We start from the raw sequence: 20,796 nt of genomic DNA on the forward strand, positions 1-20,796 counted from the left end.
GGACACCCAAGTTAAAAAAGAAAGTCAGCAATAGCAAGGGATACGGAGGGTGTCCCACAAAAAGTGCGGAAGTCAAGTGTCCGCGGATAAATAGAATTAGACAAACTAATATAACTTAAAAGGGAGCATGTTGCTCCCTTTTTTTTTATGTACGACGGAAAATCTGCTTCATCTGTGGCCTAGAACCGGCTGTGAAACAACCATTTTTAAGTTTTATGATTTGAGGAATGACATGTTACTAATTTAATTTATCTTTGTGCGCTAATTTTTTGTACAAGAATAAGAAGAGGAATTAAAATGCAAAAGAAGAAAGTAGTCATAGGATTATCGGGTGGAGTTGATTCAAGTGTAGCAGCTTATGTGTTGAAGGAACAAGGCTATGAGGTGATCGGTTTGTTTATGAAAAACTGGCATGATACTACCGGTGTACTCGAAGCGGATTGTCCTTGGTTGGATGATAAATTCGACGCTATGGCTGTGGCTAAAAAGTTAGATATTCCTTTTCATTTTGTGGATTTGAGTGAGCAATACCGTGCGCGTGTGGTGGATTATATGTTTGCCGAGTACGAAAAAGGTCGCACACCAAATCCGGATGTGCTTTGCAACCGGGAAATTAAATTTGATGTTTTTCTGGATAAATGTTTTGAGCTGGGAGCCGACTATGTTGCTACGGGGCATTATTGTCGTAAGGAAACCATTGAAAAAGACGGCAAAGAATATCATCGTCTGCTGGCAGGTAGCGATAACAACAAAGACCAAAGTTATTTCCTTTGCCAGCTTTCGCAAGAACAGCTTTCTAAAGCTTTGTTTCCTGTTGGGGATATTATTAAACCAGAGGTGCGCAGGATTGCCAACGAGTTGAATCTAGTAACCGCCCATAAAAAAGATTCACAGGGAATATGTTTTGTGGGTAAAGTGGACTTACCTGTATTTCTTCAGCAAAAGCTCGAAGCCAAAAAAGGCAAGGTTTTCTTGATCGATAACGAAGCTGAATTGTATCAGCGAGACTGGCAACAAGCCAAAGATAATCCTTCGGATGAACTGTTGGAGGATTTATCAAAACCATATATGTTTCATCCTAAATATGGTAAAAAAGTAGGAGAGCACGGTGGAGCGCATTTTTATACCATTGGTCAACGTAAGGGTTTAAATATTGGGGGGTTCCCTGAACCCTTGTTTATCATCGGAACTAACATAGAATACAACCAGGTATATGTGGGTATGGGCAAAGAGAATCCCGGCTTGTTTCGTCAGGTGCTAAAAGTTAATGCCGACGAGTTACATTGGGTTCGGCCGGATTTGGCCATGGAAGTAGGGGAGAGCCGTAGGTTGAAAATTCGTATCCGTTATCGCCAACCGTTGCAAAGCGGAGTTATTCACAGAAGAAAAGAAGGTATGTATGTGGTGTTTGATGAACCGCAACGGGGTATTGCCGCTGGTCAGTTTGCTGCCTGGTATGTGGATGATGAACTGATAGGATCAGGCGTGATTAATTAACAGTTATCGGTTGCAAGTTGATAGCCAATGGTCAACTATCACATGGTAGTATTTGATGCTTTATAGGTTGACGGAAAAAGAGAACAGTTGCTGTTTACTTTGTCTAGAATTTTACCGGGTTATTATAAACAAACGTAATGTGTTAATATTTAGTTTTAATGTTGATAAGAATGATCGCTATGAATAAATTGATATTACTGATAGGTTTAACTGTTTTATGGGTTAGTTGTCATACGAATAGGGAGAAGCAAATAAAGATAATTCCCAAGCCCCTCAAGGTGGTAGATATTTCTTCTGCTTTTGTGCTTAATAAAAATACAAATATTGTATTTAATACAGACAACGAAGAGTTGCTAAATTGCAGCGTATATTTTCAAAAGGAATTGAGCAAGATAGCTGGATCTATAATTCCAATGGCGGAAGCAATTAATTATGAAAATCAGATTATTATTGAGCATAAACCTGAGCTAAAAAGTGATGCATATAATCTGGAAATTACAAATAACAATATTTCAATTTATTCATCTTCTTATGGCGGAGTAGTATACGCATTGCAATCATTAAAGCAACTAATCGCAACCAATAATGAGGAGAATACTACACGAATAACTATTCCTGGCCTATTGATAGAAGATGAACCTGCATTTGTATGGCGAGGGTTTATGCTTGACGTGGTTAGACATATGCAAACGGTCGATCAGCTAAAACAGGTCCTAGATTATATGGTAGAGTTGAAGTTAAATGTGTTTCATATGCATTTAAGCGACGATCAGGGATTTAGAATGGAAATTGAGAGTTATCCTAAACTAAACGAAATTGGTTCGTGGCGGGTTGATTATAATACAACGGATGAAAATGTAAATAGCTACTGGGGAAGGCCTGAACAGAAAAAAGGGGATAAAGCTACTTATGGCGGATATTATACGAAAAGTGAGTTAAAAGAGTTAATCGCTTATGCGCATGAAAGGAATATACAAATCCTCCCTGAGATTGATGTGCCCGGTCACTCAAGGGCCATTATTGCATCATATCCCGAATTGTCGTGTTCAAAAAATAAAACCTATGTGGCAACTGGATGGAGTCGTTTGAATAATACTTTGTGCCCAAGTAATGAGGCCACGTATCAAATGATGAGTAGTGTCATTAAAGAAGTGGCTGAATTATTTCCGATGGAATATATCCATATTGGTGGCGACGAGTGCTATAGGCATTACTGGGAAAAGCATGATCAATGTAATGATTTTATGAAATCAAATAGTTTAAAAGATACTCGTGAATTGCAAAGCTATTTTATTCATAAAATGGAGGAATTGGTAAGGGCAAATGGAAAAAAAATGATGGGTTGGGATGAGGTATTAGATGGAGGATTGGCTCCTAATACAACAGTTATGTCGTGGAGGGGCGAAAAAGGTGGAATTAAAGCTGCTCAGATGAACCACGATGTAGTGATGTGTCCATTCAAATACCATTATCTTGATTTTAAACAGGGCCAGTCCTCGTACGAGCCTAATTTAGGGTATGGACAAAGTTTGTTATCTGATGTGTATGCTTATTCGGTTATACCTAATGAGTTAAGTAAAGAACAAGGGAAATATATCATCGGTACCCAGGCAAATCTTTGGACAGAAAGTGTTTCTGATTGGGGAAAGCTTACTTATATGGCTTTCCCTAGATTGTTTGCAGCGGCAGAAAACGCATGGACACAACAAAGAAATAAAAATTGGGATGATTTTGTCGACAGACTGATACCGCATATGGAGTTGATGGATAAAAAGGGTATCAGGCACGCAAAGAGCGTGTTTAATCCTTGGGTGCATCATAAAGGGAATGGTAAGAGGATTGAAGTTTGGTTTACTTCTGAAATATCAGATCCAGTGATCCGATATACCTTAGATGGATCGGAACCCAATATGCAGAGTCCGATGTATACAGATACGATTGAGATTAATAAAACAGCAACGCTAAAGGCTGCCATTTTTGATAAAGATAAAAGGATGGGAGATGTGTTAAATCAAGTATTTCAAATTCATCAGGCTGCTGGGGCAGAAGTGCGACTTATCGAAGGAGAAACCAATAATAATCTTCAGTCCTTAACAGATTTGTCATATGGCGAATTTTTGCAATCAGGCGATACAAGCTGGGTAGCGTTTCATGGGGATTGCCTGATTGAGGTAAAGCTGCCTGAACCCAAAAATATAAATACTATAACGTTACGATCGTTAAGGCATACCTTACATGGTTTATATGCCATAGCGCGATTCGAGGTGTTTGCAGATATAAATGGTGAATACATAAAAATAGGAGATACAGGAGACATTGCAGAGAATTATACGCAAGGGCGTAATATAAAAACGAATAGCTTAGCTTGTCAGGCTAAAAACATTCAGAATATCCGTATCAAAATATATAAAGTAGATCCAATTCCCGAAACGCATGCGGGAGCAGGCAAAGTATCCCATATGAAAATTGATGAATTACAAATTTTTTAAATACGATGGGTTGATGAACATTGTTTACTCAATTGCACAATTCAACCTAATACCCTTGCGCTTTTATAACTTTATTACCATATACCTTGTTCCCAGTTTCTTTTATTCTTTAAACATCTTTGGATAAATATATAGCTCAACTTTTCCGGCTCTGGCTTCAACGTCGTTCCAGGTATCAGCGGCAAAATTAATCACCGTTGTGCAACTCGTAGGAAAGTGCCATAGGTCTTCAGTAATCAGATTTACGGTTAAGCCGGCAATATCCGGGTTATGACCAAAAACGATGATGGTATCATGTGCTTCTCCTACCTTAGATAAATAACTGAGCATCTCTGAAGTAGTATAACCATCGTAAATAAACTGTTCTTTCCGTATTTTATCCTCTGGATATCCCAGATGTTCTGCAAAAATCTTGGCAGTTTGCTTGGCTCGTTTAGCCTTGCTGGTAACAAAAAGACTTGGAAGAATACTTTTTGCTTTAAGTTGCTCTGCAATAATCACAGAATCTTTATGGCCGCGTGGCATAAGCTTGCGGTCAAAATCAGATTTGCTGTAATCGTAAACCTGCTCTGTTTTGGCGTGACGCACTAATATTAGTTTTTTCATTTATGAAGTATCAAGTTTATCGGTCAAACATTTATAATTTAAAACCTTTATACTTTTGTATTTCTTCTTTATGCGATTATTTATTGTCTAAAATAAGCTATTTTCGGGCAAAATAAAACTTTAATTGATGACTCGTATAGGACTATTATCGGATACCCACTCTTATTTCGACCCCAGATTTAAGGAACTTTTTGCCGATTGCGATGAAATATGGCATGCCGGTGATATTGGAGATGTAAAAGTACTTGATGCCCTGCGCGATCTAAAACCAACCCGGGCTGTCTTTGGTAATATTGATGATGCACAAATTAGGGCCGACCTGAAGGAACATCTTCGTTTCGAATGTGACGGAGTTGATGTTTGGGTCACCCATATTGGTGGTTATCCAGGCAGATACTCCCCATCTGTAAAATCAGAAATATACAAGAACCCGCCCAAACTATTTATTTGCGGTCATTCGCACATCCTAAAGGTAATTTACGATGATAAAATCAATTGCCTGCATATGAACCCAGGGGCTGCGGGCCGTTCCGGTTTTCACGCAGTGCGGACGGCCATCCGGTTTGCGCTGGATAAGGGTGAGATTAAAGATTTGGAGGTAATTGAGCTGGATAATAAAAGTTTTGGGGCCAAGTATTAGTTTTTTTCTTTCTAAACACTTGCACTTATATGCATTAAATATGATAATCATTCAGTTCTTAATGTTCCTTTGACTGCGCCTAGCCCTGTTCCTTCACCTGTTTCACTAATCTATCAGCTAAAGCTTCTATTAAATCATCAAATTCCGGAGCGTTGGCATCACTTAAGGCTGTTATGTTATTTTTAAGGAATTTGGGTGGTGCAAATAAATAGGTTCGTTTTTTAAATTTCCACTCCCGCTCTATTCCCAGATACTGGTGTGTGCGTTCGTCAACTTTGCCTAATTCGAAGATATCTTTTGCATCATTATCTTTTTGGGATTTTTCATCAATGCTTTTACTTTCAATATTTACCAATACAGCAGTTGTTTGAGGTAGACCCAGCAGCAGTTCACAAATAAAGAAGATATTGCCGCTGCGGCACAGTTTGCGATCCCTGTCACTAAGGTTTTGTTTATCCTGGACACCTTTAACCTGATATGCCATGCCGTTGAACATACTTTTTGAGAAGTTTAGTTTTGAATCAGAAAAATTGCGGTTTAAAACAGTTTGGATAAGTTCTTTCCCCATGGGGCCGCCAACACCTTTATGGCTAAAAACTCCTTCTTCCACATTCATTTCAATAAACATTCCGGACTGGTTTAAAATATTTTTCACCGCTTGGTAGTTGTATATAGTGAATGGTTTATCGGTCACATCATTTTTGACGGAGTGTACAGCTTTAGTCATAGCCGTAAAAAACACGCTGACATCAATAAAAGAATCTTTAATATCCTGATCGAAATTTTGGATACTGTCAGTGGTGGCACAAAGCATTATATTACCTGTTTCGTTAAATACATAATGCTTGGTCATGGGGGTATAATATGACTGAGCTTCCTTATCGTTGTTCCCTTTTAAATAACGCCAGATTTTTTTAAACATTATAATGGGTTTAGTTACAAATGGTTTTGACAAGCATTTACGGCCTTGCATAATTGCCTGTTGTAGTATTAGCGGTTAATATTCTATTATGTTTAACCCAGGTTATTTCCCGCTTCCGCCTGGTTTAGGAGTAGGTTGACCTCCTTCATTTTCGGAAATAGCAGACTTAATGGATTCAACTAGGTTGTTAAATTCCGGATCTGACATCGCCTCATTTAGAGATACTGCGTGTTTAACAAAAGATGGGGGAACGAATAGGTAAACCGCTTTACGAATGGAGATTTCATACCTTTTATTTTCAAAACTGAGGCAAGGTCCCGCTTTCATAATTCTTGCAGCTTCTTTGGCATCAACAGAAATTATAATCGGAGTTATAGAGACTGCTCCCAATAAATACTCACAAACAAAAACAATGGTACCAACTCTTGTTTTTTTACTTGAACTCTCCGACTCAATTTTAATGGATTCTTCTCCCATGCCAACAATCATATCCATCAGTGATTTCCCGATAGATGCCAGGTTACCGCTCAAACCGAAAAGTGTTTGGATCAATTGGTTTCCGATGGTAAGTCCCCATTGACTGCTTATGAAACGAATATTGCTTTGGGTTACCTTAACAAAGAGGCCAGAAGAAGAGACTAGTTTGTCTAAAGCATCATAATCATATAGATTGGCCCCAGCCTCTGTCATTGCTTTGGTCATAGCAGCAAAAAACAAACTTACCTGGCCAAAGGCTTCTTCCGCTTCGTTAGATATGGTTACATGATCAGTATCGACACCGTTGAGTGTTGTTGCAACAAATAGGTTCCCGGTTGCATTTACGACAAATTGTTTGGTGGCCGGTATTTCGGAGTTTTTGCCACTTGTAAGGTTGGCTGCTCGTGTTTCAGCGTTGCTGATCATGTGATCTTTAGGTGGAGTTACTGCTGGCATAACATTATAGTTTTAAAGTTTTATTAGAATTCCTTTTTTTTAGCAATCGACGGTTATTTTGAGTTATCGATCAATAAATATTTAATTGATACTGCACCGGGTTTCGTCCGGGAAAGTATAAATTACTGAGAGTAAGTTAGGTAAATATACAAAGAACAAGAATGTAAGTCAATAAGGATTTCAAAAGCTTGCAAAGTCTGTTTGGATGCAGTGTACCGTCTTGTCGTTTGCGTTACTCTTTTTAACCTGGCAGCTGATACCCAAAAATTAAAGAAGTCACCAATTATTCTTATTAATGCTAATATATTTCTGTTCGAAATAATAGAGGATGTTGAATTGCCAATCATCTCAAAAGTGGGCAAGTATAGCCATAAGTAAAATCCTTATGGGTGCTTAATTATGAATTGTTAACCGTTCGTTATGGCTTATATAAACAACCAATATGCATGTTGTCTGTTATAATTTAAGCAAGTTGTAAGAATCGTTTTTTATTACAGTAATCCGTGAAAAAAATAACCCTGTTCATATTTTTTCTGTTTTTGGGTATTGCATCAAGAGGTCAAGAGATACACGTAAGTAACCCTATTCGTTTTTTGGCGTTGGGAGATTCATATACCATCGGGCAAAGTGTGCTTGTTTCGGAACGGTGGCCAAATCAGCTGGCTAGTTATCTGGAGAATCGTGGTTTTACCATTGGCAAGCTTGAAATTATAGCACGCACAGGTTGGAGAACGGATGACCTACAGAATAATATTGAGCTGCAAAACCCTTCGAATGATTACAACCTGGTATCCCTATTGATTGGTGTAAATAATCAGTTTCAGGGAACCAGTTTTGAAAAATACCCAACAGAGTTTAGGCAATTATTAAACCAGGCCATTCAATTTTGTGGAGGCAAGGTTGCTGGCGTATTTGTTTTGTCCATTCCAGATTATGGCTACACTCCTTTTGGTACTTATAACAGGGCGACGATTAGTGCCCAGATAGATATGTACAACCAGGTGAACAGAAGAATTTCAGAAGAATTAGGCGTTACCTATATTGATATAACAACTATTAGCAGAGAAGCAGAGGAAAAGCCGCAATATATTGCCAGCGATAATCTACATCCCAGTGGTCAAATGTATGCCCAATGGGTTAGAGAGGTAATACAGAATATGGATTTAAATATCGCTCCAGGTGTTCCTTCAAACAAGGAACGATATCGCTGGAATTTATACCCAAACCCTGTTATTGATGAAGTTAGAGGTACTTCGGCCGTTCCGATTGCCTCTATTATAATCTATGATTTATCAGGGGAGCAAATTATATACCGGAGTATTCAGGACAATGCGTTTAGTATGGATATCTCCGATTTATCTTCAGGTGTTTATTTTTACCGGACTATATTGGTTAACAAAGCGGAGATATCAGGAAAATTTTACGTTCGTAAAAATTAAGGATGTTCTGTTGCCAGTGTATACCTAATCAAAAGCGACATTGTTGTTTCAATTTCCCTAGGATCTGATCCCCTGCTTCTTTTACATGTCTTTTACCTTTTCCTGGCCACAACAATATCTCTTTTTATAGATTTGTCCACCATATGTTCAAATTCGTCGTAAGGAGAATCAGATAATACCTCAAGTCCATGTTTAGTAAATGTTTCCGAAAGTTTTTGTCGGTTAACAATGAAGGAATTCCATGCTACGATTATTGCGCCGCCTTTTTTTAATACTTTCACCCATTCCGGTAAACATTCATCCAGAAGGTGGGATGGGTTTCTGGTTTTGGAGGCAGTTTTTTTACCTTTTACGTTTCCATGCGCAATGCCATAGGGTAAGTCACCAACAATAATGTTAAACAATTCCTTTTTAAAATATTTAAAAGCATTTTGAGAATTGCCATTCACCATACCCAGGGTTTTGATCGTTTCTCTTGATTTGAATTGTTCTTTGCTGGTAGCATATTCAAATTTCTGAATCTCCACAGCATCAGATTTATTTGAACCATAAATCTGCTTCTTGCTCATTAGATGTTTTACTCTTTCTGTCTGCAAATATTTCCTAAAAAAAATACTCGCTTCGTGCACCGACTTTGGTTCTATTTCAATACCGTATGTGTCAAAGCCATAGGTTGTTCCTTCAAACAAAGTGGTTCCCTTCCCGGCAACCGGGTCCAGCATTTTTATTTTATCGCCGTAGGTAAAATCACTTGAAAGCATAGCAACGTTAATCATCATCTTGGTAAATAACTCGTTGGTTTTGCCGGGGTATTTAAGGAGCGAGCTGATTTTATTGTTCAGGTATTCGTATTCGTCCCTTTGTATTGGAATTAAATAATCTTCATTGTCCTTGTGCTTCAGCACAAAAATGGCAAAAACAAAGGATAGCCTCGCTATTAAATTTAAATCTTTTGGGGTAAGAGTGCCATCTGATTCGATGGATAAATAGCGGATATTTTTAATCTCTACAATATCAATATTGGTGCAATCAGCTGATAATCTTGTGCTGGCCAATTTTAATTCTGCCAACGCTAACTTGTCGGCTATACTGTAATAAACCCGGTTGTGCCCGGGATGCTGTAGTATTAGGTACTTCATCTGATATAAAAATCTATCAACCGATAAACAAATTCCTATTTATAATGGGGAGTTCAGAAATCCCCCAATAGTATTAGTAAGAATGGCTATTGGCTAACCTTTGTTAAACCAATAGCCATTAATGTCATCATTAAACCAAATGAACGTTTTGTAAGTCTAGTGCTAAAAACGTTCAACTTGTTACTTTTAACTTTATGAAGTTACAAAGTTGCATTTAAACGTACATACTGTCTCTTCTTTTCATCAACTCTTCGTCGGCAATGTAATCGTCATAGTCCATCTGCTTGTCGATAATTCCCGACGGTGTTAACTCGATGATGCGATTACTTACTGTTTGAATAAATTCGTGGTCGTGGCTGGAGAACAACACGATTCCTTTAAACTGCTCCAGCTTCTCGTTAAAAGCCTGTATAGATTCCAGGTCCAGGTGGTTAGTAGGCGTATCTAAAATCATGGTGTTGGCATTCTTTAACATCATACGCGCAATCATACAACGCATTTTTTCGCCACCGGAAAGCACTTTGCTTTTCTTGTAGATTTCCTCTCCTGAAAAAAGCATTTTACCTAAGTAGCCTCGGATAAAAATTTCGGTTGTATCATGAGAATACTGTGCCAGCCAATCCTGAATATTCATGTCGTTATCAAAGAACCCAGAGTTTTCAACAGGGAGATAGGCTTTGGTAATGGTCTGACCCCAGCGGTATTCCCCGGTATCCGGTTTGTGTATATCGTTGATAATGTCAAACAAAGCACTCATGGCTCGAGGGTCTTTAGAAAGGAAAACGATTTTATCGTTTTTTTCCACATTAAACGAAACGTCTTTGAACAAGGTTTCTCCCTCGATGGAAGCACTTAAATCTCGAACCTCCAAAATGGTATTTCCCGGCTCTCTTTCCGGGGTAAAAATGATGGCAGGATACTTACGGGTGGAAGGGTGAATTTCTTCCACGTTTAATTTTTCTAACATCTTTTTACGACTGGTGGTCTGCTTACTTTTGGCCACGTTAGCACTAAAGCGGGCAATAAACTCCTGAAGCTCTTTTTTCTTTTCCTCGGCCTTCTTGTTTTGTTGCTGTTGCTGACGAAGCGCCAACTGACTCGACTCGTACCAGAAACTGTAGTTACCCGAGAATAACTGAACCTTACCAAAGTCAATGTCAACCGTATGCGTACAGATGGAGTCCAGGAAGTGACGGTCGTGGGATACCACCAATACCGTATTTTCGAAGTTCGACAGATAATGTTCCAACCAACTCACCGAATCCAGATCCAGGTCGTTGGTAGGCTCATCCAGCAGGAGGTTTTCAGGTTTACCGAATAGGGCGCGGGCCAAAAGGATTTTTACTTTTTGCTTACCGCTCAAAGTACTCATTTGGGTGGTGTGCAAATCTTCCTTGATACCCAATCCGCTTAACAAACTGGCCGCATCACTCTCTGCATTCCAGCCGTCCATTTCTGCGAATTTCTCCTCCAACTCCGAAGCTTTGATACCATCCTCGTCCGTAAAATCGGGTTTGGCATATAAAGCATCCTTTTCGTGCATCACTTCCCAAAGATGAGTGTGTCCCATCATCACGGTATCTAAAACAGTCAGTTCATCAAATTCGTGATGGTCCTGCTTAAGCACGGACAAACGTTCATTGGGGCCAAAAACAACCGTTCCGCCGGTTGAATCCAATTCGCCGCTCAATATTCTTAAAAGGGTAGATTTTCCGGCGCCATTGGCTCCAATAATACCATAGCAATTGCCTTGTGTAAACTTTAAATTCACATCCTGAAAAAGAACCCTTTTCCCAAACTGAATCCTTAAATTCGAAACTGTAATCATTTATATCGTTTTTTTTATTTTCACTTAAATAGTCTTATGGCTAAGCTAGCTTGTTGGGTTTGTAGACTGGAACAGAGATATTGCCTGTAATTTAGTAGCTTAATATATCTTGAAAATAAGTATATTATCTTATGTCTAAAATCTGACGATCTATTCAATAAAATGCGCGCAAAAATAGGTATTATAATTGAGCTTAAAGTACCTTGGGTAGTTTTTAATTGTTAAGGAATGTTTAATGGATGGAAAACGTTAATGAATGAACACCAGAGAACTTGGGTTTATTTCTTCAGACAAGATTTGCAGGATTTGCAATAGAATCCAATCAAGGCTTAAATAATAAGATTTTTGCCGGAGGAATTCAATAGATCAGGATTAAGTTGACACAGAGGAATATTTCTTCTCATGCCTTACCTATTGCGTAACTAATCCTGAATATTATTTATTTCAACTTACTATGGTTGAAAATTAATGTGTAAATTAGTTTTTCAACAATAACAAAAAGGTAGTTCATATGATAAGGAATATTTTAATAACATTTACTGTTTTCTTTGCATGCGCTTGCGCAACCTTAAAAGATAAAACGCATAAAGAGCAAGGTGCTATATTAAGTATGCAGGAATCAAATGTCAATTACGAAATGCAAAAGAAAGGAGTAGATTTCTTGGCCTCGGGAAATGACTCGGTTTGGTTGCTGGAAATTGATTTTGATAAAAAGGTGAGATTCACATCATACCAATTGGAGAAAGATTTTGAAGTAAATATACTTGCGCTGGGTAAAGGATTAAGAGGTTCGGAGGCAACACACGAAGTGATCAGCAAAGACGGAAAACTGACCGTAAGTATTAAAAACAAAGAAAAAAAGTTTATTCTGCCTGGAGAAAAGCCATTTGATGTTGTTGTGGCTTATGAAGACCATAAAACTAAATCGTTACAAGTGTTTAATGGTGAGGGTGAATTTTATGGTGCCATTGGTTTACATGATAGGTGGAACCTGGAAAAGATCAATGGAGAAAAACTAGATGCTTCAGGCCTTCGCAACCATCCGTTCATGGAAATTTATTTGGATAAAGGAAAAGCCATGGGTTTTTTAGGGTGCAATAATTTTTCATCAAACATTTATTTTGGAAGGGAAGAAATTTGTTTCACTACAGTTTTGAGCACAAAAAGGGCTTGCCTCAACGATGTGGTTGAACCAAAATTCACAAAAGCAATTTCGGGTAAAGCACTTAAATATAACTTCAATGACTTATATCTAATATTGGAGAATGAAACGGATACTTTGGTTTTTAAGAAAGGAGATTAGATTTGAGTATAAATATGTCACAATGCCTATCTAATAGCTATCAAACAAATCTAAAAACAATTTTTGCCACATAATGAATATAGTCTGATCTAAAAATTATCTTTGCGGCCATGTAAACATATGAGATAAATTTATTTTGCTTAATAAATTAGGGTCTCATTATTCAACGTTTAATGGAAATTGCAAAGTTTAAAGAAGTAGTTCGGCAATATAAAGTCGTGTTTTTTGATGCTTATGGTGTATTGAAAAAGCACAATGGAATAATGAATGGCGTAAAAGAGATGTTGGATTTTCTTAAGGAAGAAGGCATCGAATTTTATATTATCACCAACGATGCTTCCCGTTCGCCCGAGCTGCTGGCAAAAACCTATCACGAAGCGGGTATTGAGATTATAAAAGCAGATAACCTGATTTCGTCGGCTATGATGAGCATGACGTTTTTAAAAGAAAATATTCACCCTGGCGCTTCGGTAGCATATCTGGGGCGTAATACTTCGGAGTTTTTTATTAAAGGTGCCGACTTGGTGCCGGTAAGAATAGAAAATGTTGAACCCAAAGACTATCCTGATATAGAAGCAATTGTTCTGTTTGATGATGGTGGTTACGAATTTCACCCGGGAATTAACAAAACCCTTAATCTAATTAGAGGTACTGATGTTCCGGTTGTGGTAGCCAATCCAGATTTAATTTATCCGGTTAATAATGGTGAAACAGCGTTGGCTATTGGAAGTATTGCCAATATGTTTGAAGCGGTGGCCAATCGTAAATTTTTTAGATTCGGCAAACCGGATGTCAGTGTTTTTAAATATGCTTTTGATAGAGTGAACAAGGAGCGCAAAATTTCGAAGCGTGAAATTTTGATGGTTGGGGATACCCTGGCAACCGATATTATTGGTGGAAATAATTTTGGTATCGATACTGCACTTGTTTTATCGGGCAGTACTATTCCTAAGCAAGCTGAAGTTATGATACAGGAAACGGGGATTGAACCAACCCATATTTGTATCTCAGTGGTGGATTAAAACTTATCTTACCATCTTAATACTTGCGTCTTGTTACTTGCTACTTTAAAAGTATCTTTGCAATATAAATAGATAAATACAATGACAGAAATAGGTAAATATAATGTGTTGAAAGTGGTGAAGGACCTGGACTTTGGCCTTTATTTAGATGCGGGTGAAGATTTGGGGGAAATTCTGTTGCCCCGCAGATATGTACCGGTTAACTGTACCGTGGATGACGAGTTGGAAGTGTTTATTTATCTGGATTCGGAAGACCGGTTGATAGCCACCACAGAAATGCCGGAAGCAACGGTTGGAGAGTTCGCTTTTTTGGAAGTAGTATCCGTGGGTAAAGTAGGAGCTTTTTTGGATTGGGGTTTGCCCAAGGATTTGTTGGTGCCGTTCCGTGAGCAAAAAATGGACATGGAGAAGGGCAAGAAATATGTTGTTTACGTTTATCTGGATGATGAAAGCCGCAGAATAGCCGCATCGTCTAAAATCGAGAAGTTTCTGGATAACCTGCCGCCGGAATTTGAGGAAGGACAGGAAGTGGACTTGATTGTTTATCATCAGTCGGAACTGGGATTTAAAGCGATTGTTAACGGTACACATACAGGAATACTTTATGACAATGAGGTTTATCGTAACTTAAGGCGTGGCGATAAAGTTAAAGGCTACATTAAAAAAGTAAGGGAAGACGATAAAATTGATCTGGTTCTTGAAAAACCGGGATATGGAAAAGTGGAAGGCATTGCCCAGTCGTTGTTGAATAGACTGGAAAAGGCCAATGGATTTATAGATATGACCGATAAAAGTTCGGCAGATGAGATTAACCGCCGTTTGGGAATAAGCAAAAAGAACTTTAAAAAAGCTGTCGGCTCACTCTATAAGCAAAAAATCATCGATATTGAACAAGGCGGAATCAGGCTTTTGAAATAGTACTACAATGGAAAATAAAATTTGTCAATGGCAACTTTAATACCTCTAGTCTGAAAATTAAGATTACTTTACCCAGACTTTCCAAAGCTGTTGACGAAGGGTTTAGTGATATCAGAATATTTTCGGATAAGCCGACTTATTTAAATTTTGAAGCATGAGGAGGTGGAGAAACGTATGTTAGCCCTGCCATTAAAACTCCTAATAAGGCAGAGCTATTAATTTATGGAAGTGTGAATTTTGGGGTAGGTAATTCAAACAATGGATTGAGTTAACCGCAGTAGATATTATTTATCCTATAATCGGAACTACACATATGCTATCGAAAAATAAAATGGAAAAACCAATTAAGAAAGGAATTTTATTGGTGTCCTTCGGATCGTCGGTCCCTTCTTCAAAGGTGGCATTGGAGAATATGCATCGTGAGGTGAAAAAATCTTTTCCCGGCACAAAAATCCAATGGGCTTATACCTCTGCCTTCATCAGAAAAAAGTTGCGGGAACAAGGAGAAGCTATTGATTCTCCGGTTGTGGCATTGTCGAAAATGGCAGATGACGGTTATACCCATATTGCGGTTCAATCAATGCATACTATCCCTGGTTTGGAGTATGATTATTTATTACAGACAGTAAAAGGTATCACGGAAATTCCCAAAGGTCCTGTGAAAGTGAAAGTGGGACGGCCACTCTTATACTCCCATCAGGATATTGAGTTGGCCGTAGATGCCATGATCGCTAATTTTCCGGAAAGGGAGCTGAATGAAGGTGTGGTTCTTATGGGACATGGCACTCCTCACTTTTCCAATGTTTTTTATCCAGCACTCAATTATTACTTTGCCGAAAAAACCGATGGTGTATTTTTAGCAACAGTTGAAGGATTCCCAACGATACAGGATATAATTGTAAAGCTTAAACGAAACAAAATCGACAAAGTATTTTTAATGCCTTTTATGAGTGTGGCCGGAGGTCATGTAAAAAACGATATGTGTGGAGATGATCAAGCCAGTTGGTATCATTTATTAACTTCTGCCGGGGTTAAGGTGGAATGTATCTTAAAAGGAACGGGCGAAATAAATGAAGTGGTTTCTATCTGGGTACAACACCTAAAGGATGCCTTTTATAGTCTCTGACGTGGGATGCTTTTTTCATTACAAAAACAATACTCTCGCTATTTTTTCTAAATTGCACTGCAAAGAATTAATCTTCATGTTCATAAGTTAAGCATTCTTTATGAGCATCTATCTCAATACCTGATTATGATTGAATGTAAAAACATATCCCTCTCGTTCGATAAACTGGAAGTATTCAAGAGGTTCAATTTAAAAATTGAGAGAGGGGAATCGGTGTGTATTTCAGGAGAGTCTGGCAAAGGAAAATCGACGTTGTTGAAATTGTTGCAAGGTTTTGAGTTGGTAAATGAAGGAACTGTTATCGTTGCAGGAGACGAACTAAATGAGAAGTCAGTCGGGCAGATTAGAAATAAGATTGTCTGGGTTCCGCAAAATATCAATTTACCCGTTAAAAATGGGAATGAATTGATGGGGCTATTGCAGATAGGGGATCAAAAAGAAAAGGTATTAACCTTTTTAAAACAGCTTGGTGTCGACGCAAGGAATTTGGGGAAAGATTTTTCAGACGTCAGTGGAGGGCAAAAACAGCGTATCATCATTGCTATTTGCCTATGTTTAAATAAAGAAATAATATTTTTGGATGAACCCACATCATCGTTAGACGAGCATTCTGTTCGGCTGTTGGTGAGCACAGTGAAGTCGTTGAAGGGGAAAACTATTGTTTCGGCATCGCACAATAAAATCTGGTTGCAAAGCGTAGACCGGGTAATTGAATTGTAGGCTTTTATGGGAAAAACCATCGACATACAATTGTTTGATCTTAGCCTGGCGTTTTTGGTAATGATCATACCTGTTTCATTGTTTCTGTATCACAGGGTTAAAATAGTGAAAAGCGTTTTTATAGCTTTGTTGCGAATGATTGTGCAATTAAGCATGATTGCTTTGTATTTGGACCAACTCTTTGAACTGAACAATGCCTATGTAAATACTGGTTGGGTTTTTATAATGATTCTTGTAGGTGTTTCTACAGCTATTACCCGAGTGGGGCTGAATTGGAAATACTTTATTGTCCCCTTGTTTTTCTCGGCTTTGACATCGGTACTGGTTATTGACAGTTTCTTTCTGGGAATGGTAATAAAACCCAATTATTTTTTCGATGCCCGTTATTTTGTGCCAATCACAGGCATGGTGTTAGGAAGTTCGTTGAATCATAATATTGTAGGCTTAACTGCCTATTTTAAAGGCCTTACGGAGAAAAAAGAACTATTTTTTTTCCTCTTGACCAATACCGGAGAAAATAAACTGGCCTTGCGACCATTTATTACTGAAGCAGTAAAAAGGGGGTTGAACCCGATGATAGCCAATATGACGGTTATTGGCCTAATCTCTCTTCCGGGAATGATGACAGGACAACTGTTGGGAGGTAGCGATCCTGTGGTAGCAGTTAAATATCAAATAATGATTATGTTGGCCATTTTTACCGGAAGTACCATGAATCTTTTCCTGAGTATTTTGTTTTCCAATCGGTTTATCTTTGATAAGTTTAATAGATTGAAGAAAGAAGTTTTAAAATAATAACTCGAATCGATGTTTAAAACCTAAATTATCATTAGTGTAATGTGCATATCTCCATAAAAAGATTATTTTTGCTTGTTTAATTATACAATCCATAACAGGATTTATCATTTCTTACGTTGAAAACATTAAAAAACCCTGATAATCAATGCAATATATTTTTATATTCCTTTTTGCCATTTTGTTTGTTCTGGCCTTGCCGGTTATGTACCATACTAACATGAAGCGTTTAAAGGGAAAAATTATTTGGTTGCCTTTGTTGTTGATTTTGGCAGTATCGTGTATACCGCAAAAAGAATTGCTATATCTGCAGGAAAAAGAATCAATTGTTGAGTACGAGGCAGCTACTGAAATTACAGGAAAGTACACGCTACAGCCGAATGATTATTTGTTTATCCAGGTATCAACCTTCGACCCTAAGCTTTCGGAGTTTTTCAATACGACACAGGGAACCGGTGTAAATCAGTCAACACAAAACAACCTTTTTATGTACATGGTGGACGACGACATGAATATCGATTTCCCTTATGCCGGAAAAATAAACCTGAAAGGGTGTAACCTGGAGCTTGCCAAGGAAAAAATCAAAGCGGACTTAAAACCCTATTTGAAGGAATTCAATTTAATTGTGCGTTTGGGAAGTAATTCTTTTACTATATTGGGTGAGGTCTCGAGTCCGGGACAACACAAAATGAGCAAGGATCAAATCACAATTTATGAGGCAATTGGTATCGCAGGTGATTTGACAGCTTACGGTAAAAAGAAGGATGTGAAAATTGTTAGGCCACAAGCGGATGGAACCTACAAAACATTCATGGTAGATATTACAGACCATAAGATTATCGGTTCCGATATGTATTTTATATATCCCAATGATTTAATTTATGTTCGACCCATAAGAGCCAAGCAATTGGGTATTGGAGAATCTTTTAGCTTGGGTATTTTTTCTTCGTTATTAGCTTTGGCTTTAACTATTGTAACTTTAACAAGATAGTCGGTAAAGTATTATTTATTGTATGCAAAATTCACCAAACAACACCACTACCGATTCAGGATTAAATATAAACCTCGATTACAAAAAACTAATAAGGGATATACTTCAGTATTGGTGGCTGTTTGCAATAACACTACCAATCGCTTTGGGGGGCGTGTATCTCAAGCATCGCTGGGTTACCGAGATATACAGTGCTTCCATGCGGATATTGATGGAAGAGCGGGGCAATGACATGCCCCAGACGGATATGATGGAAGGTTTCGGTTTAACGCCTGGAATGAGAAATCTGGATAATCAATTGGCTGTATTAACTTCGTGGGACATGGTAAGCAATGCCATCAACTCCCTTAATTTTAATGTAAGTTATTTTGTAAAAGGTAACTTTAAAACTACCGAAATATATCCGGCATATGATTATTGGGTGGAGTTTGATACATTGCATCCCCAACTATTGAATACTGCGTTTTATATTGAAAAGATTGATGCCAATACATTTGAGTTAAAATATTCAACAGAGGGACAAGCCACCTATAATTACAGTAATGGTAACATGAGTTCCGTACCCGGTACATTGCAGGTATCGGAGCGGTATCGAATTGGCGAATGGATTAGTAAGGATTATTTTCGCTTTAGGATAATGAGTGGCCGATTTTCTTTGTCTTCGGAAAACCAATATTATTTTCAGTTTAATCATCCGGGAGCCTTAACGGGCCAATATTCCCGGTTGTTAAGAGCAGAAAAAAATGGTGAGTCTTCTATCGTTCGAATCTCTGTTACAGGAGCCAACAAAGGCAAGAACATAAAGTTTCTTAATACTTTGGCCGATGTGTTTATTGCATCAAATCTTCAAAAAAAGAATCAGATAGCTACCAATACCATCAAGTTTATCGAGTCGCAGCTGATCAATATCAAGGATTCGTTAAGCGATACAGGTAAGGAGCTGAGTAGTTTTAGGACTTTTAACAGGATTCAAAGCATCGATTCTAAAACGGAATATTTGTTTACCCAATTACAGGAGTCGGAACAAAAACTTGCAGAGCTGTACATTATGCAAAACTATTACGACTACCTTATTAACTATTTTGCTAACAGTGAAATAGATAACGAGATTATAGCGCCGGCCATTTATAAGGTTGACAATCAGTTGTTGACTTCCCAAATTCAAAAAATAATTGATTTAAATGCTGAGCGTTTGGCCGTGGGAATCCCTTTGGGAGAAACCAATATTAATCCTTATTCGGAGCAAAAGGAAATGGAGTTGAAGCTGGCAAAGGAAGTGTTGATTAAATCTATCGAGAACCAAAAAGGAAATTTATCCGATCAAATAAGTAGAATTAAGGAAGAAAAAGACAAGTTTGAAGCTGATTTATATGGTTTGCCCGAAACAGAACGAAAGCTGCTGGGGATAGAACGTAAGTTCGACTTGAACAACGAGGTCTTCACCTTTTTGTTACGGAAAAGATCCGAAGCACAAATCCAAAAGGCATCCAATACGCCCGATCATCAAGTTTTAGAAGCTGCCAGGAGTGGGGGGCAAGTAACGCCAAGTTTGCAAAGTAATTTGCAAAAAGCCGGGATGATTGGGCTTCTAATACCTTTACTCATTTTGGTTGTCAGGCAGTTGCTAAACAATAAAATTACCGGCGTAGATGATGTCGAGAAGATTACCTCGATTCCTATTATTGGCCAGGTAATCCATAGTAGTAAAAAGGAGGTGAACGTGGTAAGTACGCACCCAAAATCTGTTGTTACGGAAACCTTCCGTAGGGTTCGGACCAGGCTGGAATTTTTGGTGGGCGATAAAAAAGCACCGATTCTTACGGTAACATCCTCTATGCCAGGTGAAGGGAAAACTTTCTGCTCCTTGAATTTGGCTTCCGTATTTGCTTTGTCGGGAAAAAAGACCGTTATCATCGGTTTTGACATGAGAAAACCGGGATTGAACAAAGTTTTAGGTTTGAATGATTACGGAGGGGTGTCCAATTACCTGATTGGAAAGGCTGAACTGAAAGATATTATTTTGCCGGACCCATCCGGGTTGGAAAATTTATATATTATTCCTTCCGGCGTGATTCCTCCGAATCCGTCAGAATTGATTAACTCTGATAAAACCAGTGAATTGTTCGCCGTGTTACGTCAGCAGTTTGATATTATTATACTCGATTCACCACCCATGGGGGTGGTTGCAGATCCATATATTTTAGCGCGACATTCGGATGCTTTAATATTTTTGGTCCGTCATAACCATACTATCCGCCAGGTATTCGCACATACGGTATCTAATTTAAAAGCAGAAGGCATCACAACCAATGTGGGCATTTTGCTGAACGACCTGAATGTTAAACAGGGGGGGTATGGTTCGAATTATGGTTATGGTTATGGCTACGGTTATGGCTACGGATACGGGCATGGATATTACGAGGAATAG

At 38.3% G+C, this 20,796-nt stretch carries 17 protein-coding genes; 12 read left to right on the top strand and 5 right to left on the bottom strand.

The window, feature by feature from the left end:
• Positions 1 to 297 precede the first annotated feature (297 nt).
• Together mnmA and ACT29I_RS13700 are read left to right on the top strand one after the other, a co-directional pair.
• Positions 298 to 1,497 carry a tRNA 2-thiouridine(34) synthase MnmA gene (gene mnmA / locus ACT29I_RS13695; RefSeq protein ID WP_430933002.1) on the top strand — a complete coding sequence of 400 codons (1,200 nt, stop codon included), beginning with the start codon at positions 298 to 300 and terminating at the stop codon, positions 1,495 to 1,497.
• Between the two features lie 179 nt (positions 1,498 to 1,676).
• Positions 1,677 to 3,986: a beta-N-acetylhexosaminidase gene (locus tag ACT29I_RS13700; protein WP_444793712.1), complete on the top strand. Its 2,310-nt coding sequence runs from the start codon at positions 1,677 to 1,679 to the stop codon at positions 3,984 to 3,986.
• A 102-nt stretch (positions 3,987 to 4,088) separates the two neighbouring features.
• Here the strand turns inward: ACT29I_RS13700 and ACT29I_RS13705 are convergent, their stop codons facing one another.
• Positions 4,089 to 4,592 (bottom strand): SixA phosphatase family protein, encoded by a 504-nt coding sequence (locus ACT29I_RS13705; RefSeq protein ID WP_444793713.1) that lies wholly within the window; start codon positions 4,590 to 4,592, stop codon positions 4,089 to 4,091.
• A 127-nt stretch (positions 4,593 to 4,719) separates the two neighbouring features.
• Here ACT29I_RS13705 and ACT29I_RS13710 point away from each other — a divergent pair, with 127 nt between their 5' ends.
• On the top strand, positions 4,720 to 5,232 hold the full coding sequence (locus tag ACT29I_RS13710; RefSeq protein ID WP_430933005.1) for a metallophosphoesterase family protein: 513 nt from the start codon (positions 4,720 to 4,722) through the stop codon (positions 5,230 to 5,232).
• Positions 5,233 to 5,311: 79 nt separating this feature from the next.
• On the opposite strand, the gene ACT29I_RS13715 is transcribed toward ACT29I_RS13710, so the two are convergent.
• Positions 5,312 to 6,154 (bottom strand): hypothetical protein, encoded by an 843-nt coding sequence (locus ACT29I_RS13715; RefSeq protein WP_430933006.1) that lies wholly within the window; start codon positions 6,152 to 6,154, stop codon positions 5,312 to 5,314.
• A gap of 102 nt (positions 6,155 to 6,256) precedes the next feature.
• Positions 6,257 to 7,087 carry a hypothetical protein gene (locus tag ACT29I_RS13720; protein ID WP_430933007.1) on the bottom strand — a complete coding sequence of 277 codons (831 nt, stop codon included), beginning with the start codon at positions 7,085 to 7,087 and terminating at the stop codon, positions 6,257 to 6,259.
• 503 nt (positions 7,088 to 7,590) lie between these two features.
• On the opposite strand from ACT29I_RS13720, the gene ACT29I_RS13725 reads away from it, so the two are divergent.
• Positions 7,591 to 8,526, top strand: a complete 936-nt coding sequence (locus tag ACT29I_RS13725) for a GDSL-type esterase/lipase family protein (RefSeq protein ID WP_444793714.1) — start codon at positions 7,591 to 7,593, stop codon at positions 8,524 to 8,526.
• Positions 8,527 to 8,618: 92 nt separating this feature from the next.
• Here the strand turns inward: ACT29I_RS13725 and ACT29I_RS13730 are convergent, their stop codons facing one another.
• Both ACT29I_RS13730 and ACT29I_RS13735 read right to left on the bottom strand, forming a co-directional pair.
• A complete protein-coding gene (locus tag ACT29I_RS13730; protein WP_430933009.1) occupies positions 8,619 to 9,665 on the bottom strand; it encodes a TRM11 family SAM-dependent methyltransferase in 1,047 nt (348 codons plus the stop codon).
• A gap of 214 nt (positions 9,666 to 9,879) precedes the next feature.
• On the bottom strand, positions 9,880 to 11,493 hold the full coding sequence (locus ACT29I_RS13735; RefSeq protein ID WP_444793715.1) for an ABC-F family ATP-binding cassette domain-containing protein: 1,614 nt from the start codon (positions 11,491 to 11,493) through the stop codon (positions 9,880 to 9,882).
• A 511-nt stretch (positions 11,494 to 12,004) separates the two neighbouring features.
• Between ACT29I_RS13735 and ACT29I_RS13740 the strand changes: the two genes are divergently transcribed.
• The 8 genes from ACT29I_RS13740 to ACT29I_RS13775 all read left to right on the top strand — a co-directional run bounded on the left by ACT29I_RS13740 (position 12,005) and on the right by ACT29I_RS13775 (position 20,796).
• Positions 12,005 to 12,796, top strand: a complete 792-nt coding sequence (locus tag ACT29I_RS13740; protein WP_444793716.1) for an META domain-containing protein — start codon at positions 12,005 to 12,007, stop codon at positions 12,794 to 12,796.
• A 173-nt stretch (positions 12,797 to 12,969) separates the two neighbouring features.
• Positions 12,970 to 13,818 (top strand): HAD-IIA family hydrolase, encoded by an 849-nt coding sequence (locus tag ACT29I_RS13745; RefSeq protein ID WP_444793717.1) that lies wholly within the window; start codon positions 12,970 to 12,972, stop codon positions 13,816 to 13,818.
• Positions 13,819 to 13,899: 81 nt separating this feature from the next.
• Complete coding sequence (locus ACT29I_RS13750; RefSeq protein ID WP_430933013.1) at positions 13,900 to 14,736, top strand: CvfB family protein; 837 nt, start codon at positions 13,900 to 13,902, stop codon at positions 14,734 to 14,736.
• A 331-nt stretch (positions 14,737 to 15,067) separates the two neighbouring features.
• Positions 15,068 to 15,862 (top strand): sirohydrochlorin cobaltochelatase, encoded by a 795-nt coding sequence (locus ACT29I_RS13755; protein ID WP_444793718.1) that lies wholly within the window; start codon positions 15,068 to 15,070, stop codon positions 15,860 to 15,862.
• Between the two features lie 126 nt (positions 15,863 to 15,988).
• Positions 15,989 to 16,582 carry an ABC transporter ATP-binding protein gene (locus tag ACT29I_RS13760; RefSeq protein WP_430933015.1) on the top strand — a complete coding sequence of 198 codons (594 nt, stop codon included), beginning with the start codon at positions 15,989 to 15,991 and terminating at the stop codon, positions 16,580 to 16,582.
• A 6-nt stretch (positions 16,583 to 16,588) separates the two neighbouring features.
• Entirely contained in the window at positions 16,589 to 17,377 is a 789-nt protein-coding gene (locus ACT29I_RS13765; protein ID WP_430933016.1) for an ABC transporter permease, read from the top strand.
• 148 nt (positions 17,378 to 17,525) lie between these two features.
• Positions 17,526 to 18,368 (top strand): polysaccharide biosynthesis/export family protein, encoded by an 843-nt coding sequence (locus ACT29I_RS13770; RefSeq protein WP_444793719.1) that lies wholly within the window; start codon positions 17,526 to 17,528, stop codon positions 18,366 to 18,368.
• 22 nt (positions 18,369 to 18,390) lie between these two features.
• Complete coding sequence (locus tag ACT29I_RS13775; RefSeq protein ID WP_444793720.1) at positions 18,391 to 20,796, top strand: polysaccharide biosynthesis tyrosine autokinase; 2,406 nt, start codon at positions 18,391 to 18,393, stop codon at positions 20,794 to 20,796.

Source organism: Saccharicrinis sp. GN24d3 (assembly GCF_052400645.1).
Taxonomy (GTDB): Bacteria; Bacteroidota; Bacteroidia; order Bacteroidales; family Marinilabiliaceae; genus Saccharicrinis.